The organism is Streptomyces sp. NPDC051921 (assembly GCF_040680975.1).
In the GTDB taxonomy this organism is placed as follows: domain Bacteria; phylum Actinomycetota; class Actinomycetes; order Streptomycetales; family Streptomycetaceae; genus Streptomyces.
Map to the genome: position 1 here is coordinate 406234 of NZ_JBFAXU010000002.1, position 18406 is coordinate 424639.

The window sequence follows — 18406 nt, forward strand, 5'->3', positions numbered from 1 at the left end:
GCGTGTCAACGACGCGAAGACGCGAAGGGATCCCTGATGGCCGACACGGTGCTGTACGAGGTGAGCGACGGGCTCGCCACCATCACGATCAACCGCCCCGAGGCCATGAACGCGATGAACGTGGCGGCCAAAGTCGCCCTGCGCGACGCGGCCGAGGCGGCCGCCGCGGACCCGGCCGTCCGGGCGGTGCTGCTGACGGCGGCGGGCGACCGCGCGTTCTGCGTGGGCCAGGACCTCAAGGAGCACGTGGGGCTGCTGATCCAGGACAAGGAGACCGGCACGAGCAACACCATGAACACGGTGCGCGACCACTACAACCCGATCGTGCGGGCGCTCACCGGAATGGCGAAGCCGGTCGTCGCGGCGGTGAACGGGGTCGCGGCCGGCGCCGGCTTCGGCTTCGCGCTCGCCGCCGACTACCGGGTGGTCGCGGAGACCGCCTCCTTCAACACCTCCTTCGCCGGCGTGGCCCTCACCGCCGACTCGGGCATGTCCTGGACCCTGCCGCGCCTCATCGGCCAGAGCCGGGCCTCCGACCTGCTGCTCTTCCCCCGCTCGATCAGCGCCCAGGAGGCCTACGAGCTGGGCATCGTGAACAGGCTGGTCGCCCCGGACGCACTGGCCGAGGAGGCCGCGAAGGTGGCCCGCAAGCTGGCCGAGGGCCCGACCGTCGCCTACGCGGCGCTGAAGGAGTCCCTGGCGTACGGCGCCGACCACTCGCTCGCCGAGGCCCTGGAGAAGGAGGACGAGCTCCAGACGAGGGCGGGCGCCTCGGAGGACCACACGATCGCCGTGCAGGCCTTCGTCGCCAAGGAGAAGCCGAAGTACCTCGGCCGCTGAGGACGGGTCGGACGCGCGCGCCGGCTCAGCGGCCGGCGCCGCGCGCCAGGCAGTCGGCGACGTGGTCGTCGACCAGACCGCAGGCCTGCATCAGGGCGTACGCCGTGGTCGGGCCGATGAAGCGCAGGCCGCGCTTCTTCAGCGCCTTGGACAGGGCCGTCGACTCGTCCGTCACGGCCGGCACGTCGGAGACGGTGGCCGGGGCCGGGCGGGTCGCCGGGTCCGGCGCGTACGACCAGATCAGCGTGTCGAGCTCGCCCGGTGCCCAGTCGACCAGCACCTTCGCGTTGGCGATGGTGGCGTCGATCTTGGCGCGGTTGCGGATGATCCCCTCGTCGGCGAGCAGCCGCTCCCGGTCGGTGTCGGTGAACCGGGCCACCTCGGCGATCCGGAAGCCGGAGAACGCCTTCCGGAAGCCCTCTCGGCGGCGCAGGATCGTGATCCACGACAGTCCGGACTGGAAGGCCTCCAGGCACAGGCGCTCGAACAGCGCGTCGTCGCCGTGGACCGGGCGGCCCCACTCCTCGTCGTGGTACGCCACGTAGTCCTCGGTCGACAGACCCCACGGGCAGCGCAGGCCGCCGTCCGGCCCCGGGATCGCCCCGCCGTCGCTCACTCGCCCTCCTCCTCGCCGGGCCGCCGGGCGCCCGCAAGGGCGGCCTCCAGGTCCGCGATCCGGGCGTCCCGCTCGGCGAGCTCGGCGCCGAGCCGGTCCAGGACGTCGTCCACGTCCGTCATCCGGTAGCCGCGGGCCGCGACGGGGAGGCGCAGCGCCTCGATGTCGCCCGGGCCGACCGGGCGGGTCGCGGGAAGCGGATCCACCAGTTGCCCGGGTGCCGCCGCGGGCAGCACCTCGCTGTCGCCGCCGCCGACCACCGCCAGGGTGACCGCCGCGACGACCACGACCATCGTGATCAGCAGAAACCAGAACACCTGCGCGCCTCTCCCCGTCCGTGGAAAACGTCCGGTGCCGATCGTGCCATGCGCCACCGACAGTTAGGGTCGCAGACGAGGCAGGCGACCGGTCGCGAGGGAGGACATAAGGGATGCTGCGCTTGGGACGGCGTGAATTCGGGCCGCACGAGCCGGTGATCATGGCGATCGTGAACCGGACCCCGGACTCCTTCTACGACCAGGGGGCCACGTTCCGCGACGAGCCCGCGCTCGCCCGCGTCGAGCAGGCCGTGGCCGAGGGCGCAGCGATCATCGACATCGGCGGGGTCAAGGCGGGCCCCGGCGAGGAGGTGACGCCCGAGGAGGAGGCGCGGCGCACGGTCGGCTTCGTCGCCGAGGTACGGCGGCGCCACCCGGACGTGGTGATCAGCGTGGACACCTGGCGGGCGGACGTCGGCGAGGCGGTGTGCGAGGCCGGCGCGGACCTGCTGAACGACGCGTGGGGCGGGGTCGACCCGCGGCTCGCGGAGGTCGCGGCGAAGTACGGGGCGGGGCTCGTCTGCACCCACGCGGGCGGCGTGGAGCCGCGCACCCGGCCGCACCGGATCGCGTACGAGGACGTGGTGGCCGACATCCTGAGCGTGACGGTCGGTCTCGCGGAGCGCGCGGTGGCCCTGGGCGTGCGGCGGGACGGGATCATGATCGACCCGGGCCACGACTTCGGGAAGAACACGCGGCACAGCCTGGAGGCGACGCGGCGGCTGGGAGAGATGACGGCGACCGGGTGGCCGGTGCTCGTCTCCCTGTCCAACAAGGACTTCGTCGGCGAGACGCTGGACCGGCCGGTGAAGGAGCGGGTGCTGGGGACCCTCGCCACGACGGCGGTCAGCGCGTGGCTCGGCGCCCAGGTCTACCGGGTGCACGAGGTCGCCGAGACGAAGCAGGTGCTGGACATGGTGGCGTCCATCGCCGGGCATCGGGCGCCCGCCGTTGCCCGGCGGGGGCTGGCGTAGTCGGAACCGGTGCGGCCGGGTGGTCGGTTGTGCCATCCGTTCCACCGGGGCGGAACGAGTGCCCACAACCGACCGGGGCGCGGCGACCTAGCGGCCGACCTCCTTCGTCACCAGGGCCACCGCCTCGTCCACGTCGTCCGTCACGTGGAAGAGGAGCAGGTCGTGCTCGGAGGCCTTGCCGCCCGCGACGACCGAGTCGCGGAGCCAGTCGACGAGGCCCTTCCAGTACGCGCTGCCGAAGAGGACGATCGGGAAGCGGGTGACCTTGCGGGTCTGGACCAGGGTCAGCGCCTCGAACAGCTCGTCGAGGGTGCCGAGGCCGCCGGGCAGGACGACGAAGCCCTGCGCGTACTTCACGAACATCGTCTTGCGGACGAAGAAGTAGCGGAAGTTGACCCCGATGTCGACGTGCGGGTTGAGGCCCTGCTCGAAGGGGAGCTCGATGCCGAGGCCGACGGAGATGCCCTTGGCCTCGCGGGCGCCCTTGTTGGCCGCCTCCATGGCGCCGGGACCGCCGCCCGTGATCACCGCGAAGCCGGCCTCGACGAGCGCGTGGCCGATGCGGACGCCGGCCTCGTACTCGGGCGAGTCGGGCTTGGTGCGGGCCGAGCCGAAGACGCTGATCGCGCTCGGCAGTTCGGCCAGGGCACCGAAGCCCTCGACGAACTCGGACTGGATGCGCATGACCCGCCAGGGGTCGGTGTGCACCCACTCCGAGTCGCCCTCGGTGTCGAGCAGGCGCTGGTCCGTGGTGCCGGGCTGGACCTGCTCACGGCGCCTGAGCACCGGGCCAAGACGCTGCTCCTCCGGCTTCCTCGGCTCCTCGGGTACACCCATGGCCGGCTCCTTTCACCGTTCCACTGATCTTCCGGTCCGGTCAGGGTAGGTCCACAGAGGTGACGAAAAGCGAAATTCCGGGAATCAGTCGGTCAGCCAGTCGCGGAGACGTGCCTCGCAGTGGTGGATCCGCTCGACGTGCACGTGCTCGTCCCGCTTGTGCGCGTAGAGGGGGTCACCGGGGCCGTAGTTGACCGCGGGGACGCCCACCGCGCTGAAGCGGGCGACGTCGGTCCAGCCGAACTTGGGGTGGGCGCTGCCGCCGACCGCCTTCATGAAGGCCGCGGCGGCCGGGTGCGAGAGGCCGGGCAGTGCGCCGCCGCTCTGGTCGTCGATCACGAACTCGGCGACGCCGCAGTCCGCGAAGACCTCTCGGACGTGCGCCTCGGCCTGCTCCGGGGAGCGGTCGGGGGCGTAGCGGTAGTTGACGGTGACGACGCAATCGTCGGGGATGACGTTGGTGGCGACGCCGCCCTCGATGCCGACCGCGTTGAGGCCCTCGTGGAACTCCAGGCCGTCGATGACGGGCCTGCGCGGCTCGTAGGCGGCGAGCCGGGCGAGGATCGGGGCGGCGGCGTGGATGGCGTTGGAGCCCATCCAGGAGCGCGCGGAGTGGGCCCGCTCGCCCACCGTGCGCAGCTTGACCCGCAGGGTGCCCTGGCAGCCGCCCTCGACCTCGCCGAAGGACGGCTCCAGGAGGACGGCGAAGTCGCCCGCGAGCCAGTCCGGGTGGGCGTCGGCGATGTGGCCGAGGCCGTTGAGGTGGGCGGCGACCTCCTCGTTGTCGTAGAAGACGAAGGTGAGGTCGCGGTTGGGCGCGGGGACCGTCGCGGCGATGCGCAGCTGGACGGCGACGCCCGACTTCATGTCGGAGGTGCCGCAGCCCCAGAGGATGCCCTCCTCGTCGAGCCGGCTGGGCACGTTGTCGGCGATCGGGACGGTGTCGATGTGTCCGGCGAGGACGACGCGCTCGTCCCGGCCGAGCCGCGTGCGGGCGACGACGTTGTTCCCGTACCGGTCGACGGTGAGGTGCGGCAGGGCGCGCAGGGCCTGCTCGATCGCGTCGGCGAGCGGCTTCTCGGTTCCGCTCACGGAGGGGAAGTCGACGAGGGCGGCGGTGAGCGCGGCGCCGTCGAGCGTGAGGTCCAGCGAGGCGTCCTGCAGGGGGCGGTGAGGAGCGGTGTCAGCCATGTGTCGACCCTAACTCGGCCTCCAGTACGGTGGGGCGCGTGTCCGAGCCCAGCCGTCTCCCCCGTCCCGCCCGCCGCGGCCGTCCCGCCCGGTTCGCGGCGGCCTTCGCCGTACTCCTCGGCCTGGTCGCGTACGTCGCGGTGCACTACGTGACGGGCAGCAAGGGCGCGCCGCGATGCAGTGTCGGAAGCGGGGCGAACCGGTACGAGTTCACTCCGGAGCAGGCGTCCAACGCGGCGACGATCGCCGCCGTGGGCACCACCCGGGGACTGCCGGAGCGGGCGGTGACCATCGCGCTGGCGACGGCGCTGCAGGAGTCGGGGCTGCGGAACATCCGGCACGGCGACCGGGACTCCCTCGGCCTGTTCCAGCAGCGGCCCTCGCAGGGCTGGGGAACGCCGGAGCAGATCCTGGACCCGGTGTATTCCTCGGGGAGGTTCTACGAAGGCCTGGAGAAGGTTCCGGGCTATTCGCGGCTCCCGCTGACGGTGGCGGCACAGAAGGTGCAGCGCAGCGGCTTCCCGCAGGCGTACGCGAAGCACGAGCCGGACGCGACGCTGCTGTCGGCGGCGCTGACGGGCCGGGCGCCGGCCTCGCTGTCCTGTACGGCGGACGTCAAGGAGGGCCGGCCGGGCGATCCGGCGCGGGTGCGCGCCGAGCTGGTAAGGGCGTTCGGCCCGGAGACGCTGCCGAAGCCGGACGTGAAGGGCGCCGGGGCGGCCGGCTCGATCGCGGCCGGCGCCCCGGCCGTCGAGCTCTCGGTGCCGGTGCGGGAGAGCGGCCGGGAGCCCGGCTCGCGGGCGCAGCGCGGCTGGGAGCTGGCGCAGTGGGCGGTGGCGCGGGCGGACGAACTGCGCATCGCGGAGGTGTCGTACGGGGACCGGGTGTGGGTCGCGGACGACGCGTCGGGCGAGTGGGAGCCGGCGAAGTCCCGGGGCACGGACGGCTCGGCGGTACGCATCAGGCTGGCGAGCTGAGGCCTGTACGGCCGCACGGGACGCACGGGCCGCTGCGTAGGCCTACGTAGGCCCGAGGTAGCCCCGACGTGGGCCCGACGTGGGCGCAGGGATCCCCCGGGGCCCGCCAGGGCCGAGGAAAATGAAGGCAGGCGCTGGAGTGCCCCGCGGCACCGAGCCGCACGGACCCTGCGGCACCGCCGCGGTGCCGTGCCGTGCCGGACACCTCGGACCCGCCCGTGATCCGCCGGACCGGCCCCGGGGCTCCCGTCTCCTTCTCCGGCGCTGATCCGCGGGGCAGGCCCTGGCGCCGCCACGACCGCCCGCCGCCCTCCCCGCCCGCACCCGGCCGCCCCACGCCTGCTCCGGGCCCTCGCCGCGGTGCGGTCCACACCTGCTCCACCCGAGGTGCCACGGGCCGGTTCCTTGCCTGCTCCCCGCCCGCACCACGGGCCGGTTCCACGCCTGCTCCCCGCCCGCACCACAGGCCGGTTCCCTCCCCGCTCCAGGCCCCTCGCCGCCCGTTCCGCGGCCTTCCGCAGCGCGTTCCGCCGGGCGGGCGCCCGTGCGGGGTGTCACTCGGACGTGTCATACGGCCGGTGCGTCGGGAAGCTCTGCGGGCAGCTTCCGGAGGGACTGACATGCCACCGCAAGCCCCTTGCGCCACAAGGGAAGTGACGGTTCATCGCCCCTCGTCGCGGTGACGCGTTCGTCCACTTTCCTCCCCACCCGACAATACGACGCATTGCCCAGTCTTTACCTTCGGCGTCCGCAACCTCCCCCGCCCCGGGGCCGGTTGTCATCGCGTAATCGACCTCGTCGTCCTCTCCGTCGAAGGAGCACCATGTCCCTCCCCCTGACCCGTCGGATCGCCCGCGCCGCCCTGCTCGTCGCGGCCGGAGCAGCCCCCGTGGTCGGTGCGGCCGGCTCCGCGAGCGCCCTGGACCACAGCCTCATCCCGACCAGCGGCCTGTCCGGCCTGAGCGCCCTGGACGCCGCCGCCGCGGGCTCCACCGTCGACTCCGCCTCGCAGACCGCGACCGGCGTGGTCGGCGCGACCGGCGACAAGGCGGTCGGCTCCGCCGTCCCGACCGCCGGCAAGACGCTGGGCACCGCCGGCAAGACCGTCACCCCGGCCGCCGAGCAGGTCGCGGGCGACACCGCCGGCAACGCCGGCGAGGTCCTCGGCCAGACCGCGGGCGCCGCCACCGAGAGCGCCGAGGCCCCCACGGGCGGCGCGGTCGGCGCCCTGCCGACCGGCAACCTGCCGACCAACGGCCTGATGGGCGGCCTGCCGATCGGCGGCTGACCTCCGCGACGGAACGCGTGAGGGCCGGGGAGCACCGCTCCCCGGCCCTCACGCGTGTGGCACGCGCCGGTGTCAGCCCAGGCGCTTGACGGCCGCCTCGACCCGCTCGTCGGTCGCCGTGAAGGCCACCCGCACGAAGCGCTCACCGGCCGTGCCGTAGAAGTCGCCGGGCGCCACGAGGACGCCCTTCTCCGCCAGGTAGGCCACCGTGTCCCAGCACGGCTCGTCCCGGGTGGCCCACAGGTAGAGGCTGGCCTCGCTGTGCTCGATCCGGAAGCCGTGCGCCTCCAGGGCCGCGCGCAGCGCCACCCGCCGGGACGCGTAGCGGGCCCGCTGCTCCGCCACGTGCGTGTCGTCGCCGAGCGCCGCGACCGTGGCGGCCTGCACGGGGGCGGCCGTCATCATGCCGCCGTGCTTGCGGATCTGCAGCAGCTCGCCGAGGACGGCCGCGTCGCCCGCGATGAACGCGGCCCGGTAGCCGGCCAGGTTGGAGCGCTTGGACAGCGAGTGGACCGCGACGATCCCCTCGTACGAGCTCCCGCACACGTCCGGGTGCAGCACCGAGACCGGGTCGGCCTCCCAGCCCAGCTCCAGGTAGCACTCGTCGGAGAAGACCAGCACGTCGTGCGCACGGGCCCAGGCCACGATCCGGGTGAGCTCGTCCGCGCCGAGGACCTTGCCGGTCGGGTTGGACGGGGAGTTGAGCCACAGCAGCTTCAGACCGGCCGGGTCGAGCTCGGTCGGGTCGTCGTAGACGACCGGCTCGGCGCCGCACAGCCGCGCGCCGACCTCGTACGTCGGGTACGCGAGGCGCGGGTAGGCGACCTTGTCGCCGGGGCCGAGGCCGAGCTGGGTCGGCAGCCAGGCCACCAGCTCCTTGGAGCCGACCACCGGCAGCACGTTCTCGTGGGCGAAGCCGGTGGCGCCGAGCCGGCGCTCGCACCAGCCGGTGAGCGCGTCCCGCAGCTCCTTCGTGCCCCACACCGTGGGATAGCCCGGCGAGTCCGCCGCCGCGACCAGGGCCTCCTGGACCAGTGCGGGGACGGGGTCGACGGGGGTGCCCACGGACAGGTCCACGATCCCGTCCGGGTGGGCGGAAGCGGTCGCCTTGTAGGGCTCCAGCTTGTCCCAGGGGAAGACGGGAAGACGCGAAGAGACGGCGCTCACGGATTGACTCCTCGTAGGTACGGGATACGCATCGGTCCCGTACAGCGGCGAGGCCGTACGGGACCGAGGGCGAATGATCAGCCGTTCTGCGGCGGCAGGGCGGCGATGAAGGGGTGGTCGCGCTCGATCAGGCCGAGCTTGGAGGCACCACCGGGCGAACCGAGCTCGTCGAAGAACTCGACGTTCGCCTTGTAGTAGTCCTTCCACTCCTCCGGAGTGTCGTCCTCGTAGAAGATCGCCTCGACCGGGCAGACCGGCTCACAGGCCCCACAGTCGACGCATTCGTCCGGGTGGATGTACAAGGACCGCTGGCCCTCGTAGATGCAGTCGACGGGGCACTCCTCGATGCACGCCTTGTCCTTGACGTCGACACAAGGCTGCGCGATGACGTAGGTCACGCTGTCGTTCCTCCTCGATAGGGCTGGTCTGCGCGGGAGCGCGGTGTCGTCGATGCCCGCCCCTAGTATCTCCGTTCTTGGGGACGATCCGAACAGGAGGGGCTCAGAAGCTGTGGAATTCACCGGTGGAGGACGTCTCGAAGTCCACGTTACCGCCGCTGACGTGGGCAAACGCGTCTCGGTCCGGTACCTGACGGACTCGGGTGCGCCGGGTGAGACGTTCACCGACGCGGTCGGCGTTCTCACATCGTGGGAAGCGGGTGTGCTGACGATCACACGCCGGACCGGCGAGGCCGTCCGGATCGCGGAATCGGCCCTCGTCGCGGGCAAGGTCGTCCCCGCCGCACCGGCCCGCCGGCGCGGCCCGGCCGCCTCCTTCAGCGAGCTCGCCCGGGTCGCCGCCCGCGGCTGGCAGCCGCTGGAGAGCGAACCGCTCGGCGACTGGACCCTGCGGGCCGCCGCCGGGTTCACCCGCCGCGCCAACTCGGTGCTCCCGCTCGGCGACCCGGGGCTCCCGCTCGACGCCGCGCTCGACCGCGTACGGGACTGGTACGCGGCCCGCGGCCTGCCCGCGTACATACAGGCCGCGACCGGCGCCGAGGGCACGCAGGAGGTGCTGTGCGCGGAGCTGGAGCGGCGCGGCTGGGCGCGCGAGGTGTCGGCCGAGATCCGCGTCGCCGGCCTGGCCCCGATCGGCGACACCGACGCCGACGTCACGGCGGTCCGCCTCTCCCGCTCGGTCGACGAGCACTGGCTGCGCCGCTACCAGCGCTTCGGCGAGCCCGCCCCGCACGTCATGAAGGTGCTCGGCAGCGGCCCGAGTGTGTGGTTCGCTTCCGTACCGGGCACGGAAGACATACCGGCGGCGATCGGACGCTGCGTGGTGGACGGCCGCTGGGCCGGTTTCATGGCGGTCGAGGTCGCTCCCGGGCACCGCCGCCGGGGCCTGGCGACGGCCGTCATGACGGCACTCGCCCGCCGGGCCCTCGACGAGGGCGCGTCGGCCGCCTGGCTCCAGGTCGAGACGGACAACGACGGCGCCCGCGCGCTGTACGACGGGATGGGCTTCACCACCCACCACCACTACCACCACTACCGAGAGACGGACGCGTGACCGACGGAGGCGACGTGACCGACTGGCGGCGGGAGTTCGCGGAGGAGGCCAGGGCGGACCGGCCCGACCTCGCCCGGCTCTGCCTCCTCCTCGGCGCGGTGGCCGACCCGACGGTGACCCAGGCCGACCTGGACGCCGCCGAGATCGAACTGGACCGGCTCGCCGGACTCGTCCCGTACGGGACGCGGGGTGCCGACGCGTGGGTCGCGGCGCTCGCCGACCTGCTCGGCCGGCACGAGGGCTTCCAGGGCGTCCCCGCCGACTACCAGCGCCTGGAGTCCTCGCTGCTGCACGAAGTGCTGCGCCGCCGCCGCGGCCTGCCCATCCTGCTCTCCGTGGTCTGGATGGAGGTCGCCCGCCGCGCCGGGGCACACGTCTACGGCCTGGGACTGCCCGGCCACTTCGTCGTCGGCTTCGGCGACCCGGAGGACCTGCACCTGGCCGACCCGTTCGCCGGGGGCCGCGCCATGACGGGCGCCGACGCGGAGCTCCTCGTCGCGGGCGCCACCGGGGAGGCCCTCGACCCGTCGATGCTGCGCCCGGCGACACCGGCGGCGATCGTGCTGCGCGTCCTGAACAACATCCGCGCCTGGGCCTCGGCCCGCCCGGAGCGCTCCGACGTGGCCCTGTGGGCCGTCGAACTCTCCCTCCTCCTCCCCTCCCACCCCGCGCGGCTCCGCTACGAGCGCGCGGAACTCCTCGTCCAGCGCGGCGACTTCCTGACGGGCGCGGCGGAGATGGAGGCGTACGCGACGATCATGGACGCGGTGGAGCCGAGCGCGGCGGAGACGATCAGGAGGAAGGCAAAGGCGGCCCGGGCCCTGTTGAACTGACCGGCGGGGCGGAACGGGGCGGGGCGGCCGGATTCGAACCGGCGTCCTCGCGGTTTTGGAGACCGCGCGCGACGACCGCTGCGCTACGACCCCGCCCCTGGGGAGCAGCCTAGAAGAGGGCGCCGGGGTCGGGCGAGTCCGTTCCGCCCCCTCCCGACCGGCCGTTCGTGGTGTCGCGCGTGTCCCCGTTCCGGCGCCCGCGCGACCCGCGCCACTGTGTGACCGGCAGAGCACACAGAGCGAAAGGTGCGCGATGAACACCCCTCACGGCCCCGGCAGCTTCGTCGCCCACACGGGCACCGACGTCTACGGCCCCGGCAAAGTCATCGGTGTGGACGGCCGGCACCGGCGGGTGCGGTTCGTGCACTTCGTGGCGACCGTCCGCGCCGAGGATCTGCGCGCCGCCTCCCCGCGCGAGGCCCGGGAGGTCCAGGCCTGGCTGCGGGCGCGGAAGCAGCGGTACGGCGGCGAGTGGTAGGTCCCTCGACGCGGACGGGCCGCGGGCGCACTCCTGGTGCGGCCCGCGGCCCGTTCGCGTACGCGCGTCGTCCGGTCGGTCAGCCCTCGCCCGACAGGTCGATCGTCTTCGTCCGCTCCGCCACCGTCTTGCCGCGCAGCGCGTCCCGCATCACGAAGGCCACGTCGTCGGCCGACACCTCGTGCTTGGTGCCGTCCGCCTTGGTGATCATGATGCCGGCGAAGACGCCGTCGAGGAGCTCGTCGATCGCCTGCTTGTTGTAGACCTCCACCAGGCGCCCGTCGACGGCCTTCATGGAGAGGATCTTCGGCAGGGACTTCGCCGGGCCGAAGTCGATGGACTTCCCGCCCGCCTTGATCTTGATCTTGCCGGACATCGCGGGCTGCGCGAACTCCTCCATCGCCCGGTCCAGCTCCGCCTTGGTGATGGTCGGCTGGCGGGTGGTCACGGGGAGTTCCACCGTGTTCGGGTGACCGGTCTCGACCTGGGCGCGGTACGCGTCCTTGACGGCGATCATCGAGCGCTGGACGTCCAGGCCCTTGCCCGGCTTGCCCTCGACCGCGGTGACCTTGCCCGGCGAGAAGACGATCGTGCCCTCGGTGGCCGAGCCGGAGCTGCCCGCCAGGTCGGTGAGGGCGACGCCGAGCTTCTCCTCGTCGATCGGGAAGACCGGCCGGGCGACCCGCTCGCCGCCGAAGAGGGAGCCGATGACGCTGACCGGGTTGTAGTCGCTGCCGGCCGCCGCGCGCACGGTCTCCTGGGCGTCCAGCGCGAGGCCCGCCTTGTCGGGGGCCAGCTCGGCCTTCTTGCCGCCGATGTCGAGCTGCAGCGGCGCGTGGGCACGCTTGCCCAGCGCCGCCTCCAGCTTGGCGACGGCCTCCTCCTTCGTGCCGCCGCCGATGTCCACGCCGAGGACCGTGGTCCCCTTGGGCACGTCGGAGTGGTCGAGGAGGAGTCCGGCGCCGTAGGCGATGCCGAGCAGGCCGACCACGCCGGCACCGGCCAGGACGAGCTTGGAACGCTGCTTCTTCGCCGGCCTGGCCGGCGCGGGCGCCGGCTTCGGCGGCGCCGGGGGCTCGGTCCGCTCGGGGATGCGCGGGGTCAGGTCCGGCCCGGCGGGCGGGACGACCGGAATGCCGCTGGTGAGGGTCGAGCCGGAGACGTGGCCCTGCTCGCCGGCCGGGCCCGGCACGGGGGCCGCGGGCTGGGGCGTGAGGACCGCGGTGTCGTCGGACATGCGCGGCGGCTGCTGGCCGCGGTTCGGCAGCCCCCCGCGCCGGGCAGCGCCGCGCGGGTGGTCGGGGCCGACCACCGGGCTGCTGCCGGTGACGGGGCCGGTGGTCGGGCCGGTGGGGGCCATCGCCGCGCCGGCGACGGGGGTGCCGCCGGCCGGGGTGTGGCCGGGGCCGCTGTCGTAGAGGGGGTTGGCGGGGGCACCCTGGCCGTCGTAGCGGGGGATTCCGCCCGCGGGGGTGCCGCCGGGCCCGCCGTCGTACATCGGCGTGCCACCGGCCGGCGTGTGCCCCGCTCCGTCGTACCTCGGCGTGCCACCGGCCGGCGTGTGACCGGCACCCTCGTACGTCGGCGAGCCGCCGGGGCCGCCGTACATCGGGGTGCCGGCGGCCTGCGTGCCGCCCAGTTCGTCGTACACCGGAGCACCGCCGGCGGGGGCCCCGCCGGCGAGCGGGGTGATGACCGGCATGCTCTGGGTGGTGCTGCCGACCGACGGGACGCCGTCGGACGCGGAACCGGCGAAGCCGGAGCCGGGGGCGGCCGGGGCGGCCGGGGCGGCCGGGGCGGGGGCCGCCGGGCCCGGGCCCAGGGCCGGAGCGGCCGCGGCGGGCTTCGGCGCGGACGGCTTGCGCGGCGCGAACCAGTCGCTGGTCGCCTTGTCCTCCGCCTGCGCCGCCGGCTCGGGCGGGGCCACGGGCTCCGGCTCGGGCGCGGGCTCCGGCCGTACGGGCTCGGGGGCGACCTGCGGTTCGGCGACCGGGACCGTGACGTCGGCGCCGGCAGCGGCCTGGGCGTCGCCGACCGGCTTGCGGACGACCACGGGCGGGATCGGCCGGGAGCCCGGGATGTTGATCCGGATGCGGGTGGTCAGCGTGGTTTCGGTCTTGGGCTCCTCGGGCGGCCCGGAGGCCGCGGCCTCCTCCGCCGCCTCCTGGCCACCGCGGAGGCCGTACGGCGGGGTGCCCGAGGGGTACGCGGCCCCACCGCGCGCCTGGGCGCCGGAGGACGAACTGTCAGTCTCTCGACCAGTTTCACGACTCAAAGCAGGATCTCCCGGTTGGCTCCGCCGCCCGCTCTTGCTGATGCTCGTGGTGATCCGGGCGGTCGGCGGCGCGCACCACCATACTGGCCGCCGCCGATCCGTACCCGACCCGGCGTGGATCCGCCACGGGCATTCCGGCCGAAGTCAGGACAGCGGCCAGGTCAAGTCGGCCTGCTCACGGGGCCGGTCGGTACAGCCGGGTCATCGTGGCGCACATCACAGCGACACCCATGCCGCCGAGCAGGAACACCATCTCGCCGACGCCGCCGCCGAACAGGCCGTCGCCTTCGGGGCGTCCGAAGCTGAGCAGCACGATGGCGACCAGCCAGCCGCCGCCGGCCGCGGCGACACCGACCTGGTTGCCGGTGGCGCGCCGACCGCCGTAGAAGACGGCGGCGGAGCCGAGCAGGGCCAGGAGCAACCCGGCGGGGAACCACGCGGCTTGGACGAGCGAGCCGGCCGCGCCGACGAGCGCCCCGAGGACGACGAGCACGACATACCAGGCGTACCGGGCACGGGGAGCGAGTTCCCCGGTGCTGTGCGCGGGGTGCTCGACGCGCCCCGGCCGGGCGGGTTGCTGCCGCGCGGTCACTCGCCCGCCTCCGTGATTCCCGCGAAGAGATCGGTCTCGCGTTCGCCGGTGGGCGCGCCGGACTCGCCCTGGACCAGCTCGTAGTACTCGGTGGTGAAGATCGGCTGGGCCAGGTTGTTGGAGAGGGCGAAGAAGGGTCCGTCGACGGCGACTTGGGTGACGTGGGCGCCCATCGCGGCGCTCTTGCGGGCCGCGTACGTCTCCTCGCCGGCGATCTCGGTGGTGACGCGGGCCTCGTCGACGACGCCGGGCACGTCGTCGATGACGGCGTCGGCGGGGAAGACGGAACCCTCGGCGGCCAGTCGCGCGAAGCCGGCCTCGGCGACCGGGCGCGGGACCCGGTTCCAGTAGATCTTGGCGATGCGGTGGGCCGGGCCGAGCTCGGGCCGGTAGGCGGGGTCCGCGGCGAGTTCGGCGGCACGCATGGCGACCCGGTGGGCCTGGATGTGGTCGGGGTGGCCGTAGCCGCCGTCGGGGTCGTAGGTGACGAGGACCTGCGGGCGGGTCTCGCGGACGACCTCGACGAGGTGGGGGGCGGCGGTGTCCACGTCGGTGTTCCAGAAGGCGTTGTCGCGCCGGTTCTGCTCGACGCCCATCATTCCGGAGTCGCGGAAGCGTCCGGGGCCGCCGAGGAAGCGGTGGTCGGTGACGCCCAGCTCCTTCATCGCGGCGGCGAGTTCGCCGACGCGGTGTTCGCCGAGCCGGTCCTCCCGGTCCGGCGCGAGGTGGGCGAGCTCGGGCGGGATGACCTCGCCCTCCTCGCCCAGGGTGCAGGTCACCAGGGTCACGAGGGCGCCCTCGGCCGCATACCTGGCCATGGTGGCGCCGTTGTTGATCGACTCGTCGTCCGGGTGCGCGTGCACCAGGAGCAGACGACGGGCTGGGAGAACCGTCATGGCCCCACCCTACGAGGCGGGGCCATGGAAAGACCGGCAGGTCAGAACTTCAGGCCGCCGATCATGCTCGCCACGTTCGTGGTGAGCGTGCTGATGGACGGGGCGATGGACGAGCTCGCCAGGTAGAAGCCCAGGAGCGCGCAGACCGCCGCATGCCCAGCCTTGAGCCCGGATTTCCGGATCAGCAGGAAGACGACGATCGCCAGCAGCACCACCGCCGAAATCGAGAGTGCCACGGCGGTTCACCTCCACACTTCTTCGGTCGGACGTTCGGTTGGCATGTGCCTGGTGGATGCATACCCACCTAGCGCTACGGATCATAACTATCCGTGCCATCGCATCGATCGGTGTACGGGGGCATGAGGGGGCGCACGGACGCTAGTTTCGGTCATATGACTTCGCCACAGGAGCAGTCCTCATCCGTCTCGTTCCCGCGCCAGTACGCCCGGACGCAGCGCTTCACCCTGGGTGCCCCGCGCGGTTTCAGCGTCTCGCCGGACGGCGGGCGCGTGGTGTTCCTCCGCTCCGGTTCGGGGACGGACCGGTCGCACGGGCTGTGGGTGCTGGACATCGAGGAGGCGGCCGGCCCCGGCGGCGCGGCGGAGCGGCTCGCGGCGGATCCCGGGGCGCTGCTCGCGGGCGCCGCCGAGGAGTTGTCGCCGCAGGAGCGGGCCCGCAGGGAGCGCAGCCGGGAGGGGTCCGCGGGGATCGTGGGCTACGCGGTGGACGGGGCCGTGGAGTTGGCGGCCTTCGCGCTGTCGGGGCGGCTCTTCACGGTGGAGCTGCGGGTGGGCACGGCGCGCGAGCTACCGGTGCCGGGGCCGGTGGTCGACCCGCGGCCGTCGCCGGACGGACGGTTCGTGGCGTACGCGGCGGGCGGGGCGCTGCGGGTGACCGGGGCGGACGGCTCCGGCGACCGGGCGCTCGCGGAGCCGGAGGCGGAGGGGGTCACCTACGGGCTCGCGGAGTTCGTGGCCTCGGAGGAGATGGGCCGCTCCCGGGGTTTCTGGTGGGCGCCGACCTCGGACCGGCTCCTGGTGGAGCGGGCGGACGCGCGGCCGGTGCGGCGCTGGTGGATCGCGGATCCGGCGCACCCGGACCGGGAGCCGCAGGCGGTGGCGTACCCGGCGGCGGGGACGCCCAACGCGGAGGTCGGTCTGCTCGTCGTGGATCTGTCCGGAAACCGCACCGAGGTGGTGTGGGACCGGGAGGCCTTCCCGTACCTGGCCCGGGTCCAGTGGGGGGCCGACGGGCCGCCGCTGTTGCTCGTCCAGGCGCGGGACCAGCGGACGCAGGCGTACCTGGCGGTCGACCCGGAGTCGGGGGCGACGCGGACGGTGCGCGTGGACGAGGACCCTGTGTGGCTGGAGCTCTTCACCGGCGTGCCGGCGTGGACTCCGGACGGGCGGCTGGTGCGCATCGAGGACCAAGCGGCCGAGGGCGGCGCCCGGGTGCTCGCGGTCGGGGACCGGGCACTCACGGACGCGCGGCTCCAGGTGCGGGCGGTGCTGGACGTCGGCGCGGAAGATGTCCTGATCTCGGCGTCGGCGGGTGAGGCCGCGGAGGCGTCCGAGGTCGGTGAGGTCCATGTGTACCGGGTCGGGTACGCGGCCGACGGCGCCCCGAGCGTGGAGCGGGTGTCCGACGCGGCCGGCGTGCACGGGGCGGTGCGGTCGGGCGCGGTGACGGTGCTGTCCTCGGCCCGGGCGGACGCGCCGGGCAGCGTGACGCGGGTGCTGCGGGACGGGAAGCGGATCGCCGAGGTCGCCTCGTACGCGCAGCGGCCGGCGCTCTCGGCCGGGGTGCGGCTGACCGAGGCGGGCGCGCGGCGGATCCCCTGCGCCGTGCTGCTGCCTTCGGGCTGGACGGAGGGCGACGGACCGCTGCCGGTCCTCATGGATCCGTACGGCGGCCCGCACGGGCAGCGGGTGCTCGCCGCGCACAACCCGCATCTGACGTCCCGGTGGTTCGCCGAGCAGGGCTTCGCGGTGGTCGTCGCCGACGGGCGGGGCATGCCGGGTCGCTCCCCCGGCTGGGAGAAGGCGATCAGCCGGGACCTCACGCTCTCCCTCGACGACCAGGTCGAGGCCCTGCGGGACCTGGCCGGACGGTTCCCGCTGGACCTCGGGCGGGTGGCGATCCGCGGCTGGTCCTTCGGCGGCTACCTGGCCGCGCTCGCGGCGCTGCGCCGGCCCGAGGTCTTCCACGCGGCCGTGGTGGGCGCCCCGGTCACCGACTGGCGGCTGTACGACACCCACTACACCGAGCGCTACCTGGGCCGCCCGGACGAGGAGCCCGAGGTCTACGCGGCGAACTCGCTGCTGTCGGACGCCGGTCTGACGGAACCGCGGGAGCCGGCGCGGCCGATGATGGTCGTGCACGGTCTGGCCGACGACAACGTGGTGGTGGCGCACGCCCTGCGGCTGTCCTCCGCGCTGCTCGCGGCGGGCCGGCCGCACGAGGTGCTGCCGCTGTCGGGGGTCACGCACATGACGCCGCAGGAGCAGGTGGCGGAGAACCTGCTGCTGCTCCAGGTCGACTTCCTGCGGCGGTCGCTGGGTCTCGACCGGTAGGCGTCACCAGCCGGGCGGGCGCCGGGACGGCGGCGCCGGGGGCAGGGCGGCGGTGGGGCGGTACGGCACGCGGCGCGCCCGCCCCGGCCGTCCGAGCAGGGCCATGACGACGAGTCCGGTGAGCAGCGCGTAGCCGGAGGCGAGGTCGTAGGCCACGGAGGAGAGGCCCGGCTCGGGCACGAAGGTGTGCCAGTCGGTCCGCAGGGCGGCCGCCACCCCGCTCGCCCCGACGCCGGCGAGCAGCAGCCCGGCGAGCAGGCCGAGCGGCCGGGCGTGGCCGGCGCGGGCGAAGGCGCTGCCGGCGGCGGCGAGGAGGAGCAGGACCAGGACGGCGTTCAGCCAGCCGGGCGGGACGGCGAGGGCGGGCAGCAGCAGGGAGCGCCCGCCGGTGAAGCGGCTGACGGTGTGGTCACCGGGCAGCAGCGTCGCCCGGCGCAGCTCCCAGGCGGCCCAGACCAGCCCGGCGAGCGCGCACAGGATCCCGGCGGTGACGACGGGTCCGGTGCGGGCCGGGTCGTGCCCGGGCGGGGCCGGGGGGACGTCCGGTCCTTCGCCGGGCCCGGTGCGGTCGTCGCTGCGGCCGGCGGCGGCGGTGACGACGAGCGCGCCGCCGAGGGCGAGGCTCAGGAGGGCGGTGACGAGTTCCTCGACGCCGGAGGCCCACAGTCCGGGCAGCCGCAGCGCCAGGGTGGTGAGACCGGTGACGGCGAGCGCGGGCCCGGCGAGGGAGGAGCGCAGGGCGGTGAGGGCGGTGGTGACGTAGGCGACGAGCAGCAGCGGGTCGACGAGCGAGGTGGCGACGCCGGCGTGGAGCCGGAAGCCGTGGTCGCCGGCCCAGGACCAGAGGAGTTCGGTGCTCGGTCCGAGGACCGCGAGGTCGCGCAGCAGCCAGACGACGATGACGAGGGCGAGCGCGGCGCACAGGGCGGCGCCGGTGAGACGTGCCGTTCGTGTCACAGTCACGGGGCCGATACTCACGGTCGCCGAGGGCCGAAACAAGCGGTTCCGCATATGCGGGAGGAGTGTGCGTCAAGTCGGGC

Annotated in this window: 19 protein-coding genes and 1 tRNA gene; 8 read left to right on the forward strand and 12 right to left on the reverse strand. The window is 74.1% G+C overall.

The features are described 5' to 3' along the window. Positions 1 to 36: 36 nt before the first annotated feature. On the forward strand, positions 37 to 840 hold the full coding sequence (locus tag AB0M16_RS04470; protein WP_365338608.1) for an enoyl-CoA hydratase-related protein: 804 nt from the start codon (positions 37 to 39) through the stop codon (positions 838 to 840). A 25-nt stretch (positions 841 to 865) separates the two neighbouring features. Here AB0M16_RS04470 and AB0M16_RS04475 read toward each other — a convergent pair whose 3' ends face one another. Both AB0M16_RS04475 and AB0M16_RS04480 read right to left on the reverse strand, forming a co-directional pair. Beyond that, the gene (locus AB0M16_RS04475; RefSeq protein ID WP_365338610.1) at positions 866 to 1456 is read right to left on the reverse strand and encodes a DNA-3-methyladenine glycosylase I; all 591 of its coding nucleotides are present in this window, start codon (positions 1454 to 1456) and stop codon (positions 866 to 868) included. Further along, positions 1453 to 1773, reverse strand: a complete 321-nt coding sequence (locus AB0M16_RS04480) for a DivIVA domain-containing protein (RefSeq protein ID WP_365338612.1) — start codon at positions 1771 to 1773, stop codon at positions 1453 to 1455. The genes AB0M16_RS04475 and AB0M16_RS04480 overlap by 4 nt, the downstream gene beginning before the upstream one ends. 113 nt (positions 1774 to 1886) lie before the next feature. Between AB0M16_RS04480 and folP the strand changes: the two genes are divergently transcribed. Then, on the forward strand, positions 1887 to 2747 hold the full coding sequence (gene folP / locus AB0M16_RS04485) for a dihydropteroate synthase (protein WP_365338614.1): 861 nt from the start codon (positions 1887 to 1889) through the stop codon (positions 2745 to 2747). A gap of 87 nt (positions 2748 to 2834) precedes the next feature. Here folP and AB0M16_RS04490 read toward each other — a convergent pair whose 3' ends face one another. Together AB0M16_RS04490 and dapE are read right to left on the reverse strand one after the other, a co-directional pair. After that, positions 2835 to 3584, reverse strand: coding sequence for a TIGR00730 family Rossman fold protein (locus tag AB0M16_RS04490; protein ID WP_365338616.1), 750 nt, complete (start codon positions 3582 to 3584; stop codon positions 2835 to 2837). Positions 3585 to 3668: 84 nt separating this feature from the next. Next, positions 3669 to 4775 carry a succinyl-diaminopimelate desuccinylase gene (gene dapE, locus AB0M16_RS04495; protein ID WP_365338618.1) on the reverse strand — a complete coding sequence of 369 codons (1107 nt, stop codon included), beginning with the start codon at positions 4773 to 4775 and terminating at the stop codon, positions 3669 to 3671. A gap of 29 nt (positions 4776 to 4804) precedes the next feature. Between dapE and AB0M16_RS04500 the strand changes: the two genes are divergently transcribed. After that, positions 4805 to 5752: a hypothetical protein gene (locus tag AB0M16_RS04500; protein ID WP_365338620.1), complete on the forward strand. Its 948-nt coding sequence runs from the start codon at positions 4805 to 4807 to the stop codon at positions 5750 to 5752. Positions 5753 to 6575: 823 nt separating this feature from the next. Beyond that, positions 6576 to 7040 (forward strand): ATP-binding protein, encoded by a 465-nt coding sequence (locus AB0M16_RS04505; protein ID WP_365338622.1) that lies wholly within the window; start codon positions 6576 to 6578, stop codon positions 7038 to 7040. Positions 7041 to 7112: 72 nt separating this feature from the next. On the opposite strand, the gene AB0M16_RS04510 is transcribed toward AB0M16_RS04505, so the two are convergent. Then, positions 7113 to 8207: a bifunctional succinyldiaminopimelate transaminase/glutamate-prephenate aminotransferase gene (locus tag AB0M16_RS04510; protein ID WP_365338623.1), complete on the reverse strand. Its 1095-nt coding sequence runs from the start codon at positions 8205 to 8207 to the stop codon at positions 7113 to 7115. 77 nt (positions 8208 to 8284) lie between these two features. Continuing rightward, complete coding sequence (gene fdxA / locus AB0M16_RS04515) at positions 8285 to 8605, reverse strand: ferredoxin (protein ID WP_010474859.1); 321 nt, start codon at positions 8603 to 8605, stop codon at positions 8285 to 8287. 112 nt (positions 8606 to 8717) lie between these two features. Here fdxA and AB0M16_RS04520 point away from each other — a divergent pair, with 112 nt between their 5' ends. Together AB0M16_RS04520 and AB0M16_RS04525 are read left to right on the forward strand one after the other, a co-directional pair. After that, positions 8718 to 9719: a GNAT family N-acetyltransferase gene (locus AB0M16_RS04520; RefSeq protein WP_365338625.1), complete on the forward strand. Its 1002-nt coding sequence runs from the start codon at positions 8718 to 8720 to the stop codon at positions 9717 to 9719. After that, positions 9716 to 10552 (forward strand): transglutaminase-like domain-containing protein, encoded by an 837-nt coding sequence (locus tag AB0M16_RS04525; RefSeq protein ID WP_365338627.1) that lies wholly within the window; start codon positions 9716 to 9718, stop codon positions 10550 to 10552. Before AB0M16_RS04520 ends, AB0M16_RS04525 begins: the two co-directional genes overlap by 4 nt. Positions 10553 to 10569: 17 nt before the next feature. Here the strand turns inward: AB0M16_RS04525 and AB0M16_RS04530 are convergent. After that, positions 10570 to 10647 (reverse strand) — tRNA-Trp (locus AB0M16_RS04530). Between the two features lie 158 nt (positions 10648 to 10805). Between AB0M16_RS04530 and AB0M16_RS04535 the strand changes: the two genes are divergently transcribed. Beyond that, complete coding sequence (locus tag AB0M16_RS04535; protein ID WP_365338628.1) at positions 10806 to 11030, forward strand: hypothetical protein; 225 nt, start codon at positions 10806 to 10808, stop codon at positions 11028 to 11030. A 79-nt stretch (positions 11031 to 11109) separates the two neighbouring features. Here AB0M16_RS04535 and AB0M16_RS04540 read toward each other — a convergent pair whose 3' ends face one another. From AB0M16_RS04540 to AB0M16_RS04555, 4 genes are all read right to left on the reverse strand, one after another. Next, positions 11110 to 12639 (reverse strand): hypothetical protein, encoded by a 1530-nt coding sequence (locus AB0M16_RS04540; RefSeq protein WP_365338754.1) that lies wholly within the window; start codon positions 12637 to 12639, stop codon positions 11110 to 11112. 841 nt (positions 12640 to 13480) lie between these two features. Continuing rightward, on the reverse strand, positions 13481 to 13798 hold the full coding sequence (locus AB0M16_RS04545) for a DUF6113 family protein (protein WP_365338756.1): 318 nt from the start codon (positions 13796 to 13798) through the stop codon (positions 13481 to 13483). 95 nt (positions 13799 to 13893) lie between these two features. Next, complete coding sequence (gene mshB, locus AB0M16_RS04550; protein ID WP_365338630.1) at positions 13894 to 14793, reverse strand: N-acetyl-1-D-myo-inositol-2-amino-2-deoxy-alpha-D-glucopyranoside deacetylase; 900 nt, start codon at positions 14791 to 14793, stop codon at positions 13894 to 13896. Between the two features lie 41 nt (positions 14794 to 14834). Beyond that, positions 14835 to 15029, reverse strand: a complete 195-nt coding sequence (locus tag AB0M16_RS04555; RefSeq protein ID WP_365338632.1) for a hypothetical protein — start codon at positions 15027 to 15029, stop codon at positions 14835 to 14837. 156 nt (positions 15030 to 15185) lie between these two features. Here AB0M16_RS04555 and AB0M16_RS04560 point away from each other — a divergent pair, with 156 nt between their 5' ends. Further along, a complete protein-coding gene (locus AB0M16_RS04560; RefSeq protein WP_365338634.1) occupies positions 15186 to 17366 on the forward strand; it encodes an alpha/beta fold hydrolase in 2181 nt (726 codons plus the stop codon). Between the two features lie 3 nt (positions 17367 to 17369). Here AB0M16_RS04560 and AB0M16_RS04565 read toward each other — a convergent pair whose 3' ends face one another. Beyond that, entirely contained in the window at positions 17370 to 18329 is a 960-nt protein-coding gene (locus AB0M16_RS04565) for a hypothetical protein (protein WP_365338636.1), read from the reverse strand. Between the last annotated feature and the right edge of the window lie 77 nt (positions 18330 to 18406).

What these genes read in the sequence shown, in the direction of transcription:
- AB0M16_RS04560 (WP_365338634.1), top strand. Translation starts at nt 15,186, where the DNA reads ATGACTTCGCCACAGGAGCAGTCCTCATCCGTCTCGTTCCCGCGCCAG.
- mshB (WP_365338630.1), bottom strand. Translation starts at nt 14,793, where the DNA reads ATGACGGTTCTCCCAGCCCGTCGTCTGCTCCTGGTGCACGCGCACCCG.
- dapE (WP_365338618.1), bottom strand. Translation starts at nt 4,775, where the DNA reads ATGGCTGACACCGCTCCTCACCGCCCCCTGCAGGACGCCTCGCTGGAC.
- folP (WP_365338614.1), top strand. Translation starts at nt 1,887, where the DNA reads ATGCTGCGCTTGGGACGGCGTGAATTCGGGCCGCACGAGCCGGTGATC.
- AB0M16_RS04470 (WP_365338608.1), top strand. Translation starts at nt 37, where the DNA reads ATGGCCGACACGGTGCTGTACGAGGTGAGCGACGGGCTCGCCACCATC.
- AB0M16_RS04490 (WP_365338616.1), bottom strand. Translation starts at nt 3,584, where the DNA reads ATGGGTGTACCCGAGGAGCCGAGGAAGCCGGAGGAGCAGCGTCTTGGC.
- AB0M16_RS04540 (WP_365338754.1), bottom strand. Translation starts at nt 12,639, where the DNA reads ATGTACGGCGGCCCCGGCGGCTCGCCGACGTACGAGGGTGCCGGTCAC.
- AB0M16_RS04535 (WP_365338628.1), top strand. Translation starts at nt 10,806, where the DNA reads ATGAACACCCCTCACGGCCCCGGCAGCTTCGTCGCCCACACGGGCACC.
- AB0M16_RS04505 (WP_365338622.1), top strand. Translation starts at nt 6,576, where the DNA reads ATGTCCCTCCCCCTGACCCGTCGGATCGCCCGCGCCGCCCTGCTCGTC.